This is a genomic window from Levilactobacillus brevis (assembly GCA_021383565.1).
GTDB lineage: Bacteria > Bacillota > Bacilli > Lactobacillales > Lactobacillaceae > Levilactobacillus > Levilactobacillus brevis_B.
This window is the reverse complement of the sequence record CP079699.1, coordinates 1,544,895-1,559,385: the sequence shown is the minus strand read 5'-3', so window position 1 is coordinate 1,559,385 and position 14,491 is coordinate 1,544,895. Positions and strand designations below refer to the sequence as shown.

Annotated in this window: 18 protein-coding genes; 11 read left to right on the top strand and 7 right to left on the bottom strand. The window is 52.3% G+C overall.

Annotated elements, in window-relative coordinates; all coding sequences use genetic code 11:
• Positions 1-212 precede the first annotated feature (212 nt).
• The 6 genes from KB236_07305 (at position 213) to KB236_07280 (ending at position 5,909) form a co-directional block, all read left to right on the top strand.
• Complete coding sequence (locus KB236_07305; GenBank protein ID UIF28357.1) at positions 213-1,103, top strand: ribonuclease H family protein; 891 nt, start codon at positions 213-215, stop codon at positions 1,101-1,103.
• A gap of 117 nt (positions 1,104-1,220) precedes the next feature.
• On the top strand, positions 1,221-1,685 hold the full coding sequence (locus KB236_07300) for a VOC family protein (GenBank protein UIF28356.1): 465 nt from the start codon (positions 1,221-1,223) through the stop codon (positions 1,683-1,685).
• Between the two features lie 136 nt (positions 1,686-1,821).
• The gene (locus tag KB236_07295) at positions 1,822-2,427 is read left to right on the top strand and encodes a sugar O-acetyltransferase (protein UIF28355.1); all 606 of its coding nucleotides are present in this window, start codon (positions 1,822-1,824) and stop codon (positions 2,425-2,427) included.
• A 330-nt stretch (positions 2,428-2,757) separates the two neighbouring features.
• On the top strand, positions 2,758-4,353 hold the full coding sequence (locus tag KB236_07290) for a BCCT family transporter (GenBank protein UIF30319.1): 1,596 nt from the start codon (positions 2,758-2,760) through the stop codon (positions 4,351-4,353).
• Between the two features lie 320 nt (positions 4,354-4,673).
• Positions 4,674-5,132, top strand: coding sequence for a universal stress protein (locus tag KB236_07285; protein ID UIF28354.1), 459 nt, complete (start codon positions 4,674-4,676; stop codon positions 5,130-5,132).
• 99 nt (positions 5,133-5,231) lie between these two features.
• The gene (locus KB236_07280) at positions 5,232-5,909 is read left to right on the top strand and encodes an HAD family phosphatase (protein ID UIF28353.1); all 678 of its coding nucleotides are present in this window, start codon (positions 5,232-5,234) and stop codon (positions 5,907-5,909) included.
• Here the strand turns inward: KB236_07280 and KB236_07275 are convergent.
• Complete coding sequence (locus KB236_07275; protein UIF28352.1) at positions 5,863-6,255, bottom strand: DUF488 family protein; 393 nt, start codon at positions 6,253-6,255, stop codon at positions 5,863-5,865. The two genes, KB236_07280 and KB236_07275, sit on opposite strands and share 47 nt — an antisense overlap.
• Before the next feature lie 54 nt (positions 6,256-6,309).
• On the opposite strand from KB236_07275, the gene KB236_07270 reads away from it, so the two are divergent.
• On the top strand, positions 6,310-6,936 hold the full coding sequence (locus tag KB236_07270; GenBank protein ID UIF28351.1) for a DNA-3-methyladenine glycosylase: 627 nt from the start codon (positions 6,310-6,312) through the stop codon (positions 6,934-6,936).
• Between the two features lie 146 nt (positions 6,937-7,082).
• On the opposite strand, the gene KB236_07265 is transcribed toward KB236_07270, so the two are convergent.
• The 4 genes from KB236_07265 to KB236_07250 all read right to left on the bottom strand — a co-directional run bounded on the left by KB236_07265 (position 7,083) and on the right by KB236_07250 (position 9,145).
• Positions 7,083-7,802: a demethylmenaquinone methyltransferase gene (locus KB236_07265; GenBank protein ID UIF28350.1), complete on the bottom strand. Its 720-nt coding sequence runs from the start codon at positions 7,800-7,802 to the stop codon at positions 7,083-7,085.
• 12 nt (positions 7,803-7,814) lie between these two features.
• Positions 7,815-8,615, bottom strand: coding sequence for a type I methionyl aminopeptidase (map, locus tag KB236_07260; protein UIF28349.1), 801 nt, complete (start codon positions 8,613-8,615; stop codon positions 7,815-7,817).
• 77 nt (positions 8,616-8,692) lie between these two features.
• Positions 8,693-8,866, bottom strand: a complete 174-nt coding sequence (locus KB236_07255; protein ID UIF28348.1) for a hypothetical protein — start codon at positions 8,864-8,866, stop codon at positions 8,693-8,695.
• Positions 8,867-8,968: 102 nt separating this feature from the next.
• Positions 8,969-9,145 carry a hypothetical protein gene (locus KB236_07250; GenBank protein ID UIF28347.1) on the bottom strand — a complete coding sequence of 59 codons (177 nt, stop codon included), beginning with the start codon at positions 9,143-9,145 and terminating at the stop codon, positions 8,969-8,971.
• A 202-nt stretch (positions 9,146-9,347) separates the two neighbouring features.
• Between KB236_07250 and KB236_07245 the strand changes: the two genes are divergently transcribed.
• The 4 genes from KB236_07245 (at position 9,348) to KB236_07230 (ending at position 12,527) form a co-directional block, all read left to right on the top strand.
• Positions 9,348-10,763, top strand: a complete 1,416-nt coding sequence (locus KB236_07245) for an MFS transporter (GenBank protein ID UIF28346.1) — start codon at positions 9,348-9,350, stop codon at positions 10,761-10,763.
• 156 nt (positions 10,764-10,919) lie between these two features.
• The gene (locus KB236_07240; protein ID UIF28345.1) at positions 10,920-11,546 is read left to right on the top strand and encodes a hypothetical protein; all 627 of its coding nucleotides are present in this window, start codon (positions 10,920-10,922) and stop codon (positions 11,544-11,546) included.
• Between the two features lie 358 nt (positions 11,547-11,904).
• A complete protein-coding gene (locus KB236_07235) occupies positions 11,905-12,174 on the top strand; it encodes a hypothetical protein (GenBank protein ID UIF28344.1) in 270 nt (89 codons plus the stop codon).
• Positions 12,174-12,527 (top strand): type II toxin-antitoxin system PemK/MazF family toxin, encoded by a 354-nt coding sequence (locus KB236_07230; protein UIF28343.1) that lies wholly within the window; start codon positions 12,174-12,176, stop codon positions 12,525-12,527. Before KB236_07235 ends, KB236_07230 begins: the two co-directional genes overlap by 1 nt.
• A gap of 238 nt (positions 12,528-12,765) precedes the next feature.
• Here KB236_07230 and KB236_07225 read toward each other — a convergent pair whose 3' ends face one another.
• Positions 12,766-13,587, bottom strand: coding sequence for an SDR family oxidoreductase (locus KB236_07225; protein ID UIF28342.1), 822 nt, complete (start codon positions 13,585-13,587; stop codon positions 12,766-12,768).
• Complete coding sequence (locus KB236_07220; GenBank protein ID UIF28341.1) at positions 13,588-14,460, bottom strand: quinate/shikimate dehydrogenase; 873 nt, start codon at positions 14,458-14,460, stop codon at positions 13,588-13,590.
• Positions 14,461-14,491: the final 31 nt, after the last annotated feature.

Here is a 14,491-nt window from a genome sequence, read left to right as displayed (position 1 = left end):
ACCTACTAGGTTAGCATAATCTAAAAGTTATGGAAACAATTTACACTTTAAAATTAGCGATTTTTAAAGATTGTGCTGGGTGGTATAAAAAAACTTTTTACGGCCCGGTGGGGGATGGCATCGGCTTCATAAGTATTGTCATATCGAATTTATTTAGAATGATGAAATCTATGGTAAACTAGCTTAGATTAGGTTGAAAGCGAGGAATGAATGTGGCACAGAAATACTATGCGGTTCGTCGGGGCCGTAAACCGGGAATTTACCAGACGTGGCCAGAGACACAGGCACAGGTGAGTGGCTTCTCCGGTGCGCAGTACAAGAGCTTCACGACGGCCAGCGCCGCCGAAGCCTTTATGCAGGATACGGGGACCACGCACCAGGCCAAAGCTAAGGCTAAGACGACGGCTAAACCAACAGCGACGCAACCGCTGACGGCCGCTACCATTACCGTCTACACGGATGGTGGTTCCCGGAATACCGGTAACGTTGCCGGGGGTCACGTGCGCACCGGCGATAAGGCAGCCTGGGCCTACCGGATCGAGTTGCCCAATGATGTGGTGACCGGGTCGGATGGTGAATTTGGGGCCAGCAACAATCGCATGGAAATCATGGCCTTTCGCAATGCCTTACAAAAATTAGTGGAACTTCAGCAGGCACATGAAAGCATTGTCTTTGTCCTGGATTCGCGGTACGTCTTAAATGCCGTGACGCAGGGGTGGCTGGCTGGCTGGAAACGTCGTGGCTGGAAGCGTAGTGCCGGACCACTGGCCAACGCCGAGCTGTGGCAGGACGTGGACCGGTTGTTGCCTCAATTTAGCCACTTGCAGTACCACTGGACCAAGGGGCACGCGACCAATCAAGGCAATGTGTTCGTTGATCATTTACTCAACGAGACCATGGATCAGATGGGCCGGGAGCGCCATCAAGCAGGGGTAAGCCGGCCGAAAAACACGCCGTCAGTCGCGAAAAAATCCGAGACGGTTTCATCAGTAAATGCACCGCAATCCGCGGCCTCGCAGGCGTCGTTAACGCATACCACGCCGGAACAATCGGTCGCGGATATTGCCAAGGGGCTGCGAGACCTACCGTTTCGTGGTCATTAAGGGTATAATAACAGCTAGAGATCACATGCGGATAATCTCATTGGGGGGACTAGTACCGGTCCACCAGTGACCAGGCAAAATGTTCCAAAAAATCAAGTAGTGAATGGGGTACCGACGATGCAAGCAAAGTTAATTCCATATTTGGAATTTGAAAACGCCAAAGAAGCGATCGCTTATTATCAGAGCGTCTTTGGGGCAACCAACGCCTACCGGGTCAGCCCGACAGCCGAGGAAGTCGAACAGTTTGGGTTAGCACCCACCGTTAATTTAGAGGAAATGACGATGCAAGGCGGCTTCAAAATCATGGGCTTGGATGTCCAATGTGCTGACGCCTTGATGGGACAACCCACGTCTTCCACGCTAATTTCACTGATGATTGCGGTGGACGAAGATGATTCCGCTAGTGTTAAGGAATTAACGGGGCTGTATCAACGGCTCCTCAAGTCCGACGTTAAGGTCATCAGTCCGTTTGGTGAACAGAGCGCTGGTGGTAAGATGGGCCAGATCGTCGATGCTTACGGGATCACTTGGATTCTGCGGGAACAACGGGTATCGGGTGAGTCGGCAGCGGAAAATGCTTAACGCTGTGGCTGACCGGTTAATTTAATCAGTAATGCGGGCGTTTCGGTAGACTCCGAGATGCCTTTTTAGTCCCGTCGATGGTTAGGGCCGCTCTGAATAAGTGGTATCATGGAACTCAAGAGGAGTGATTGATGCAATGGCAACTGAACGGGAAAAAATGACGGCGGGTCAACCCTACGAACAATTCGATCCAGAACTGATTGCACGCCGGGTGGCCGTTAGAAAGCAACTACGCGCGGTCAACCAGTTAGACGACAATGATCAACGGAACGCGGGTTACCGCAAGTTGATGGCGGATAGTGGGGATGATTTCTTCGTTGAAGCCGGGTTGGAATACGATTACGGTTGGAATATCCACATCGGCGACCATTTCTACGGCAACTACAACATGACCTTGCTGGATACTTGCCCGATTACGATTGGCGAACACTGCTACTTCGGGCCTAACGTGGGTCTGTACACGCCGGTTCATCCCCTGAACGCCATGGCGCGGGTCCACGATGTCGAGATGGGGGCGCCCATTACCATCGGTGATAACGCGTGGTTTGGTGGCAACGTGACCGTTTTACCGGGCGTGACGTTAGGCAATAATGTCGTGGTCGGCGCCGGTGCTGTCGTGACCAAATCCTTTGGCGATAACGTGGTTTTAGTTGGCAATCCGGCCCACGTGATCAAGGAAATTGATAACGGTCCCACTGGAAATACGGCGGCTAAAGCCCAGTGGCCAGAAAAGTTTGACTAAAGCAAAGGGTTAAGCTATCACCTAAATTCTAATCGAATTCTTAGAATCCAATGGTGATTGGTAGTGTAAGCGCTTAAATTTCCGCAGAAAAATCTTATCCTTATTCAAGATTTTACTAATCCTAGCGACTGCGTATAATAGACTTTGGATATTGATTCAAAGAGATTTGCGTAGGCAATTTGTATTTAACCGTGATTGGCGCTGTACAGGTGGCTCGTGTAACGACCCGTGTATGGCGCTTTTTTCGTACAATCTCTTCGAAACATGACCGCTGGAAGCTTGCTTCCAGGAAACAAATGAGGAGGATTATTTATTTTAGCGCGTAAAAATATTGATAAGTTAGTATTCGTACCAACCATCGTTTTATTTATTCTCGCGTCATTGCTATTTATCTTAGGTGGTAACCAATTACAAACCACTCTGAGTTCGTTATTGAACTGGATTGATACGCACATGTCATGGGCCTATTTGATGGTGTACGTGATCAACTTCTTATTTTTTATGTATTTGGCATTTGGTAAATTTGGTAAGGTTAAATTGGGCGATGCCGATGACAAGCCCCACTACAGTAACTTTCAGTGGGGGTCAATGGTCTTCGCCACGGCGATTGATGCCAGCATCTTAATGCTGTCCATCGTTGATCCGCTGCGGTATCTGCAACACCCCGCCTTTGGGTTCAAGCCGTTCTCCAGCAATGCTTACGGTGCTGCCCACATGTTAGGGCAGTTCAACTGGGGACCGATGGCGTGGATGATGTTTGCGCCCGCGACGATTGCGATTGCTTACGTGCTCTACGTTAAGCACGCCAAGGTTCAACGGGTCAGTGCCGCCATCACCAGCTTACAAGGTGACAGCAAGGGCAAGGTCATTGCGCGTCACGTGGTCGATTTTCTCGTGGTCTTTGGGATCATGGGGGGAATTGGTTCATCTGTTGGGATGGAAATTCCCATCATTTCGAAGGTGTTAAGCCGGCTTACCGGGGTTCAAGACAACCTCATGCTTAAGATTGAACTCTTTGTCATTCTGTTTATTTTATTTGCCGTCACGGTTTTCCATGGATTAAACGGGGGAATCAATCGGTTGAGTTCCGCCCACATTTGGACGGCGTTGGGTCTGCTTGCTATTATCTTAATTATTGGACCCACGATTTATATTTTAAATTCCGAAACGAATAGTATTGGGTTAATGGCCCAGAAGTTTATTTCAATGTCGACCAACACGTTACCTAACGGTGGGGACAGTACCGCTCAGCAGGAAACGATTTTCTACTGGGGCTGGTGGTTGTCCTACATGCCCGTCATGGGGCTGTTCATTGCCCGGATCTCCAAGGGTCGGACGATTCGTCAGGTCTTAGTTGGTATGTTGACGTATGGGGCCTTAGGATGCATGAGCTTTTATGCCATCTTCGGGGGCTACTCACTGTGGCTGCAACGGACTGGTGCCGTTAACTTGGTACACATCCTAAATACGCAGGGGCAAGCCGCCGTGGTATCGACGGTCATTGCGACGTTACCATTCAAGATGATTATCTTGGCGCTGTACTGTATCTCTTGCTTCATCTTCTTGGCCACGACGATTTCGTCGTCCGCTTTCATCGTATCGTCGTTCACCAGTCTTCACTTGGATGACGGTCAGGAACCCAGTCGTTGGAACCGAATGATCTGGGTCGTTGTCTTCATCATCTTCTCCTTTGGGATTGTGATGGTCGGGGGTTTCAAGACCGTTCAAACGGTGTCGACGATTGCCGGTTTCCCACTGATGTTTGTCTGCCTGTTGTTGCTACATTCCATTTGGCACATGTTGGCCGCCAAGCCCAAGCCAGCACCAGTGGTCGTGCCACAACCCGTTGTGGTACGCCGAATTACGGTTGAATTACCACGAGCGGTTCGCGGGCCAATGATTTTGTCACCGGACCACGCAAGGTAGAGTGCGATCGAGGGCGGTTAGGTTCTGAGCATTAACGTGGCTAAGGGCCCACTCGGTAGAACCGAGTCGGTGCTTAGCCGGGTTGAGCGCAGGAACCTGCCCGAGAGAGCACGTTTCGGCGGCCGCCAGACTCGCCAGAAAAATATCAGCGAGACCTAGCGCCCACATCCAATCAAAATAAGTCACCAAACGCCCTCCAGCTCACGGAGGGCGTTTTTCATGGAGTGGCAATCGAGCGGATTACGTCAGTCCGACGAGTCTTTTCATTCTCAGGTATGATACAATAAGGCCGAATCAACAATCACTGCAGGAGGGGTTTTATGGCAGACGAAATAAACAATCCACTATTTTTCCGGCGAATTTTAATCACCATCGATGAGGATGACCGGCCCTCAACCAGTCGGGCATTCCGGTTCGCGATGACGATGGCCCGGGATTATCAAGCACATCTGGGCATTGCCTCCGTACTGGAAAGCGATGACATCAGCATCTATGAATCGCTGATGCCAGATAAGTTGAACGAGAAGCGTGAGCACCTTAAGGCCATCGTCAAAAGTTACGCTGATCAGGCCACCGCGTTTGGCGTGGAAGATGTCCAGGCCATCGTGGGGGAGGGCGGTGACGTCGACGATGTTGTGCTTCAGAAGATTGTCCCCGATTTTCAACCGGATCTGATCGTCTGCGGGGCGGACGTTGATTTCGCCAGTCACGGTCATCCCGGGGCCATCGGGTTACGGCTCGCCAAGAAGTCTGACGTTTCAGTTATCGTTATTCGTTAAATTAACAATGGTTCACCGCATAGTTTAAAGCGGTGAACCATTTTATTTTGGTGTATAATAGATTTAAAAATTGAAACGCTTTCACGAGGGGGAGATTACATGCAAGCACGACAACTTCGCGGCTTCCTATTTGACCTCCACGGGGTGTTGGCTGATTCTTGGCAATACCATTTGGCTTCTTGGCAAACGGTTGCGCAAGAACTCCACATTCCGTGGACCGACCAGCTAGCCGCCACGTTACCCGGCATGAGTCGGGCCGATTCTTTGTTGACGATTTTGGCGCCTGTGGGCCGTCAGAACGACTTTGGCCCCGACCAGCGCCAAATGATTACGGATCATGAAAACGCGCTGTATCGGCAGTATGTGGCCGCTCTGACGCCGGCTAATCGTCTGCCCGGGGTCACGGCCTTTCTGGATGAGCTCGTGGCGGCGGGGTATCCGCTGGCTCTAGCCTCAGCTTCGACCAATGCGCCAGCCGAAATCACCCATCTGGGTCTGGATCGGTATTTTCCACACATCGTGGCGGCTAAGGACTTGAAGGCTAGCAAGCCGGCACCGGACGTCTATCTCGCCGCGGCCGCCCTGATTCATCGCGACCCGACCACGTGCATTGCCTTTGAGGACACGGTGACTGGGGTGCAGTCCGCGAAGGCCGCAGGTTGCCTGACCATCGGCATCAATGCTCAGCCGATACCGCAGGCGGATGCCATGCTCACCAGTACTCGCGAGCTTAGTCTGTCAGCCGTGCAGCGGGTACTCGATCCGCTAAGCGTTTAAGCAAAAATTCCTTTAAAATTACAGCCTGGTTGTGTTCTTCGTCCTTGGCGCCGTATAATAAAATCACATCTTGGTCGTTGAGTTGTTCGGCGACCAGGTCTAAAAAGGCGGGTAACGCTGCGTTGGCTTCAAGCTCAGTGACGTAGCGTTTTTTGAATTCTGGGAATTTTTCGGGTTCGTGGTTGAACCACTTCCGCAGGTCGGTGGTGGGTCCCATTTCCTTTTCCCAGGACGCGAGTTGCGCGTTCACTTTAGAAATTCCTCGCGGCCACAGTCGGTCGACGAGCACGCGATAACCGTCAAGATCGGCGGGCTTGGTGTAGATTCGTTCGCATTTAATTGCCATAAGGTATCATCTCCATGGCCCCATTCTAACATAGTGAAATTGGAGGAGAAAACGATGTCAGACGCTTTAGCAGAATTTTTTACGGGACGGCCCACGCCGCAAATTGCGCAGGACTTGTTGGGTCACGAGTTGGTCTACCAAACGCCGGCTGGTACCATGAGCGGGTGGATTGTCGAGGCCGAGGCCTATCTGGGTGAGAAGGATACGGCGGCCCACGCCTTTAACGGGCGCTACACGGCGGCTAACGCGGCCCTGTATGATGCGCCGGGAACCATTTATATCTACATCTTGCGTGGGTATTACATGTTTGACGTGGCTACCCAGGCAGCCGGCACGCCCCAAGGAATTCTGATTCGGGGGATTGAGCCGCACGAGGGGCTGGACTTGATGCAGCAAAATCGCGACAAGCCGGTGCCGGATGTCACCAATGGTCCGGGAAAACTGATGGCGGCACTGGGGATTCAGTCAAAGAACTTGAACCGGACCATGCTAGGCGCTCAAAATCTAACAATTACGCCGGAAATGACGCGGCAACCAAGGAAGATTGCGGCAACGTCACGCGTGGGCGTGTCGGCTGGAAGCTGGCAGGATCGGCCACTGCGCTTCACGGTGGCGGGTAACCCGTTCGTCTCCGGTAGCCGCAAGCGCGACTGGGACCGCGAGCACCATGGTTGGGCATAAATCTGAAATAATTGGGAGGGGGGCTTAACCCTCGATCCCACAGCAGGCGGAATCTCTGGCAGCCGCAGGCGATAAAAGACAATCAAAAAATCCGCCGTATCAACGATGGTGAACTATCGCTGGTAGGGCGGATTTTTCCGTTTTATTTAGTATGGCTTAACCCCGAAATGCACGGCAGCCGCTCCCAGATTGAAGAGGTGGTCATGTACCTGCGTCAACCCGGCCGCGGTAAACATCTTAGCTAATTGTTCGGCCGAAACGAAGCGGTGGGTCGACCGCTGGAGATAGTTGTAGGCCTGATAGTGGTGGGCCACCAGACTGCCCATCAGCGGGACCACGTGGCCAAAGTAGACCTGCCACCCCGCATGAATGATGGGGTTAGTCGGTTGCGAAGTTTCCAGGCAGACCACCTGTCCACCCGGCTTGACGACCCGGGTCATCTCCCGCAGGACCTGATTGGCATCGGGAACGTTTCGCAGACCGAAGCCAATCGTCACCACGTTGAAGCTGTTGTCGGGATAGGGCAACTGCATGGCGTCTCCTTGTCGCAGCGTGATCCGACCGGTTAGCTTAGCGGCGCGGACCTTACGTTGCGCTTCACGAATCATCACCGGGCTAAAGTCCAAGCCCACCACGCGGCCAGCGGGACCGACCGCGCGAGCCAGCGCCAACGTCCAGTCACCGGTGCCACAGCACAGGTCTAGCGCAAAGTCACCGGGGCGGACGGCCATCGCCGTCATGACGCGGTGACGCCAGATGCGGTGGGTTCCCAGGCTGATGACGCTATTCATCTGATCATATTGCGGGGCAATCTGATCAAAGAGGTGTTGGACGGTGTGTTCCGGTGTCTGATTCGTCAGTGCCATACGCGGAGCCTCCTAGAAGTTGAGTCGGTATTTTTCGTCGATGGGGTCGTCTTGTGACGTTAAGATCTTGGGACCGTCATCGGTAATGACCAGTGTGTGTTCGTACTGAGCGGACAGTGAGCCGTCGGCCGTAACGTAGTATTCCCAAGACTTGTCGGCCGTTTCACGGGACGCAATCTCCCAAGTCCCCAAGTTAATCATGGGTTCGATGGTGATAGTCATGCCGGCGCGTAAACGCAAGCCCTTGCCCGCTTCACCGTAGTTCGGCACATTGGGTTGTTCGTGCATGGTTGGTTGAATACCGTGGCCGATTAATTCCCGAACGTCGCCCATGTGTTCCTGACCTTCCGTGTAGGCTTGGATAGCGTGGCCAATATCGCCGATGCGGTTGCCCACGACGGCCTGGTCGATGCCCAAGTATAGGGACTTCTTGGTGACGTCCATCAGGTGTTGGGCCTCTGGACTGATCTTGCCGACCGCGTAAGTCCAGCAAGAATCACTTTCGAAGCCGTCCAAGTTAACGGTCATGTCGACCGCCACGATGTCGCCTTCCTTAAGCAAGAGGTCCTTACGGGGGATGGCGTGAGCGACTTCATCGTTCACGCTGACGCAGGTGGCGTACTTGTAGCCCTCGAAGCCCTTTTCGGACGGGGTGGCGCCATGTTCGGCGATGTACTTGTTGGCAAACCGTTCGATTTCCCAACTTGAAATACCTGGCTTGATGATGTCACGCAGACCCTTGTGAACGCCTGCTAAAACGGCACCTGATTCGGCCATTTTTTTAATTTCACGATCTGATTTAATGGTTATCAATGTGTTGCCTCCTCAAAAATTCGTACACTACTAATCTACACCTAATTGCATGATTAGGCGAACCTGCGATACAAAAATCACCGGTCGACGTGGCCCTTGAAAAAATGTGCTTTTACCCAACCGGCAGCCGTGAGGGCGAGCACCACGAGTAGGGTGGTGCGGAAGTCCGTGATAAAGTTGATGATTAAAAAAGTAACTAGACCAATAATGACAATGAAAATCAGGCTGTCGATGAGCGTTTTTAACTGCAAGTTACTGTCCCTCTCTGAGCGTATTTAAACGGCACAAACGCACTTGGGACAATCCCGCCCAGGTGCGTTTAGATAACCGGCGCCAACGAGACGTCAGTTGATTTATTCGGCCTTCAGCCGATCAATGTTTCCCTTATCAATCTGCTCCAAGATCCGTTTAGCCTCGGTGATTCGGGCGTCGCAGAGAAAATTCATGGCGTTATCCTTTTCCTTCTTGGCGCGATTCATTTGTTCCGTCAAGAAGTTAATTTCGTCGTGCAAATATGCTACTAAATCCATAGTTTACCCTCATTCCTTGCGTAGTCCGCGTGACCGATTGGTATCGGTCCTGATTAGCTTCATTGTACCAAAGATTGGCGGATAAGTAACTTGATTGTACGGGCAACCATTGCGGGACGCTTGAGTTTACAGAAAACAGGAAAAGGACTAGGATAAAAGTCAGTTGATAATGCTTCTAAAGTAGGCATGAGGGAGGAATTACATGGCACAACCAATTGATTTACAGGGGCGGTCATACAATCATTTGGCCTTTATTTGGACGTTACTGGCGGGGACCTTTACCATGTCCATCAGTCAGTCATCGCTGTCGACGGCGTATCCGACGTTGATGCGGTACTTCGGGGTGCCAGCCTCGACCGTGCAGTGGTTGACGACTGGGTTCATGCTGGTCATGGTCGTGATGATGCCGGTTAGTCCGTGGTTACTCAATAACATTCGCTTTCCGGTGCTGTTCGTTAGTGTGTTGGCCTTATTCGATATCGGAACCTTTATTATTTATTTAGCGCCAAGCTTCGGGTTGATGATGCTCGGACGGGTAATGGAAGCCATGGCTGTGGGGATTATGTTTCCCTCGTATCAAACGGTCATGCTCCGAATCACGCCGGAGAAGCAACGGGGTGGCGTCATGGGAATGGCCGGTCTCGTCATGGGTTCGGCGCTTGCCGTGGGGCCGATCATCTCGGGAATTGTCCTGCGTTACACCACTTGGCAGGGGCTGTTCGTGGTCTTCATGGTCATCATCACCGTCGTTTTTCTGATTGCGTTGAAGACGATTAAGGATGTCATGCCGCAACACGAATCCCACTTGGATTACTGGTCCGTCATCAGCAGTGTCGGGTTTATCGGGATTCTCTACGTGGTCAACCAGATTGGTAAAGCCAACGTTAACTGGGGCCTGATGACCGGTCTACTGGTCGTTAGCCTATTGGCCGTGGCCTTCTTTGTCTGGCGTCAATTTCAAATGTCCACGCCGCTGCTAGATCTGCGGGTGCTCAAGACCTTTAACTTCGATCTGGCGGTGCTACTGACCGGGACGTCATACATTGCGCTGATCGTGGTCACGATTATTTTTCCACTGTACTACCAAGAAGTGCTGGGCATCTCGCCGTTCGCTTCCGGGATGGCACTGGTTCCCGGTGCCGTGGTGCTGAGCCTTTTGAATCCATTGACCGGTAAATTGGCCGATCACATCGGGTTTAAGGGGACCATGCTCACGGGGATGTCGATGATCGTGTTGGGCTGGTTGTGGCTGGCGGTTGTTTCCAACCGGCAGTCTCTGGTGGCGATGATTCTGATTGCCGCGCTGATTGAGGGCGGCAATGCCTTCGTCATGATGCCAGCCGTCACGCTGGGGGCGAACTCCTTGCCTGACCAGTTGATTTCTCACGGAACGGCGGTCATCACGACCGTCCGGCAAATCCTTGGCTCGACCGGGGTAGCGGTGGCCACGTTAATCTTGGCGATGGTCACGGCTAGTCACGTCAAAGTGGCCAGTCATGCCGCCGCGACACTGGCGGGGTATCACGCCGTCTTCGTGACCTTCCTGGTGGTTGCCGTGGTCGGGTGGATCTTCGCCGCGATGTTGCGGGATGGTCGCAAGACCAAGGTCGCGGCTTAAATTAAACAATTTGGGGCCTGGGAGAAATCTCAGGCTCTTTTTTTAACGAAAAATCTGCCAAGCGGGTTTCCTTAAAGAAATTCTAATATCGAGGCGATTAAATGGTTTAAATACCGTTTCGGTTTACAATGGGGGTAACGAATGGGGGGAGCAGATATGCACGTTCATAGTTTGGGGGCAGTGCCCATCCTAGTCTTCTTGGTAGCCCTCGGAAGCCTGGTGGTGATCTTGGGCCGACCGATTGGTGGCAATGACCAGTCTACCGGCTGGGGACTCTACCGCTTGGACTTCTTGCGAACGAGTCTCAGTCTGTTGGCGTGCTGGGGAATTGTCCTGTTGGTCGTGACGGGGATGAGCGCGTTACTCGGCCATCACCACCAGTTCACGACGGTTTGGCGCCTATTACTACCCAGAAATACGACACTTAGCCTGTTAGGGGGGACGGTGTTGTTGGTGGCCTTGGGTGGGTTCAACACCTACATGCAGACCAATCGGCCGTTCCGACTGGCGCAGGCGGCCATGGATAAAGCGGTGACGCAAGATAATGCGGCGATTGCGGCACTCGGCACGACGCCAACCGTGGCCGCGTCGGTCCGTCAAGCACAGGCCGTGCACGTGGCCTATGCGTTGGGCAGTACCGATCGTGAACGATTGTATTTAGCAACGCTGCAGGGCGAACGGGAGGCAAACGTGGTGGTTATCCTCGCGGTGACGCCACGTGATCCGTTGAAACTGTGGAACACGTATCAGTTGAAGACAATTGCGTCCGCTGATGAGGCGTAGGCCGCTGAAAGTGATGGGGCGATATGTCCAGAAAAAGGTGAGTGAGCATTGGCGATAGGTTTTGGGACGCTATCATCTTGAACGCATCTGTGAGACTAATCGGTCTTACTTAGATTCAAGTGCGGGTTTTTAAGTGGTTGATTTTCACGTGACACGAATCTTGATGTTTAACCTGGTTTATCCGGTGACGGCTCCGGGTTAGCAAATAGAAAAGCTATACCGAATTGGTCGATGGTGGCTGATGGGTATAGCTTTTTGCATAGTAACTGATGAGGCGTAGTATTCAGGATAGCCAGATGTTATGACTTGTGAGTACAAGTTAAAGTGTATATACTAGTAGGCACATGAGGTGAGCGTAATGAATACAAAAAAAGCACGGGTACTCGGCGAATTTACAGCGCGAAAAACGGGTAATTCGTTATCCTTAACAGTTCCAGTCGGTTCCGGTGTTTCGGAGGGGCAGAAGTATTTGTTAGTAATGGAAGCGGATGGCACGCTGATTTATAAGGCGCAGGACGATAACCCGTGGCTGAACGGGGATTATCGCGACATCGATTTTCGGGCGGAAATGGCAGACGTCGGTAATTACGGTGTTGAAGTTCCCGTAGGTAAGGAGAAGCAAGACTGATGATGCCTAAACAGGGTGATTTAATTTTTATTGATGCAGAGCCACATGTCGGTCACGAAGAGAGTGGACATGATCCACAATCGGGAAATATCCGTCGGCCCATGGTTGTTATTTCGAATAGCGGTTATAACGCAGCTATGGGGATGGTGGTGTGTATGCCGATTACCTCTCAGAAAAAGAGTGACGCCAGAATTTACCAAGCAATTGTAGATTACGATAGTGGTATTAATGGTTCGGTCATTACCTTCCAAATTCCTAATTATGATTATCAGGCGCGACATGGAGAAGTCGTTGGACATGTTCACGCCAGGCTGTTAAATGATTTGTTACAAAAAGCCAGTCAGATATTTTGACAGTGGCAACTAAAGGTTGAAAGTTATAAAGCAGTTAGAATCCGTAGTATGACAAGGATACCATCCATGATAATAGGCTAGTCGCGTACTAGCGCCTTACCGTTCGTCAAATTTGGTCTAGAACGCGGTGGGCAGGACGACAAAAGCTATCTCGAATCGGTCATTTGCGACTGATGGGGATAGCTTTTTTGATATTAGTTGTCATTTCGACGGACGCCGTTAAACTGCTAAGGCAAGGTTAGTGCGTTTCCGCAAAGCCGCGGCGACCACCGGGCTTAGGAATCTGGTTTTGCATCATGACGCTGAAGCCGCCATCAATGGCGAGGCCGGTGGCATTGATGTAGCTAGACCGGTCGCTGGCCAAGAATAAAATGGCGTTGGCAATGTCGTCAGTCGTCCCGATGCGCTTGCTGGCAGTTAACTTCTTGCGCCCGTTTTCGACTTCCGGATCGGCATAGAAAGCCGCGGACATCGGCGTCTTGACCAGGCAAGGTTCGAGCACGTTGCTACGGATACCAAACATGCCCCATTCGGCCGCCACTTGTTTCGATAGCATATTAACGCCGGCCTTACTGGTGCTATAAGCGCCACTGTAAGTCTCGGGGATGTCACTGGCCACCGTGGAGATATGAACGAAGGTGCCGTGGCGTTGCTGAATCATCAATTTACCAAACTCGTGGGTCACCAGATAGTAGCCGTTCAGGTTGACGTCGAGTACCTGTTTCCAAGTGGCATAGTCGAGGTCCTCCAACGGGTCAAACTTTAAAATACCGGCCGTATTGATGACCACATCAACCCAGCCAAACTTCTCTTTAACCTGTGCGACCGCCGCCTGAACACTGGCCTCATCCGTGACGTTGCAGGCCACCGCCAACGTTTCCGTGTGGTGTTCCGTGGCTAACTTTGTCGCAAATGCCGTCACAGCGTCAGCTTTCATATCCAGTGCGACCACCTTGGCGTTCTGATCCGCCAAGGCTTCGCAAATCTTGGTTCCCATGCCACCGATCGCACCGGTGACAACGCACACTTTACCGTCTAAACCTAACCAATTTTCAGTCATTTAGTCGTCCTCCTTAAAAATTTCGCGCCGTACAGCAACCACCGGCATGTCGTGACCGGTCCACAATTTAAAGGCCGCTACACCTTGATTGAGCAACATCCCTTGACCATTAAGGACGTGGGTGACGCTGGCTTGCTTCGCCACGCGCATGAGCTTGGTTTCGGCAGGCGCGTACACCGTGTCGAAGACGGTCATGTCGCGATGGAACCAGGTGGGGTCGTCCACTAGGGTCTGGTCAATCAACTTGCCCATTCCCAGACCGGTGGCGTCGGTGTAGATATCGCTGTCGGCGATTGCCCGGTGAAATAGGCCGCGATCTTCGAGCGGTGTGAAACTAGCGTGACAAGCGGTCTGTTCGTTGATCACTTGCACCACGCGCTTGGCGTTAGCCACCGAGGCATCGTTTAAGTTGAAGACGTTCAGCGTCTTGAGTCCGTTCAGTGCGGATTGGATGGCAATCGGTGTGCCGGCCCCGCCGACGCCAGCCAGCGTCATAGTCTGACCGGCTAGCGGCACGTTTGCGTCCTTTAAGGCGTTGACGAAACCAATGCCGTCGGTGGTGTAGCCGGTGAGAACGCCGTCGTGGTTGACCACGGTGTTGACGGCGCCGATCATCTTGGCGGCGTCATCGAGGTGGTCGAGTAGCGGGATCACCTTTTGTTTAAAGGGCATCGAAACGCTGACGCCGGGCATCTTGAAGGCGCGTACGGCCGCAATGGCCTGGGCGAGGTTCTCGGGTTCCACGTCCAACGCCAAGAAGCGGTCGTTCATATTTTCGTGGTCAAAGGCGAAATTATACATCGCCGGTGATTGCGAGTGACCCGCGGGATGGGCGATGAGCGCGATTAATTGGGTATGACCATCAATTTTCATGTCAGAAACTTCCTTTCATGGGGCACGGCCG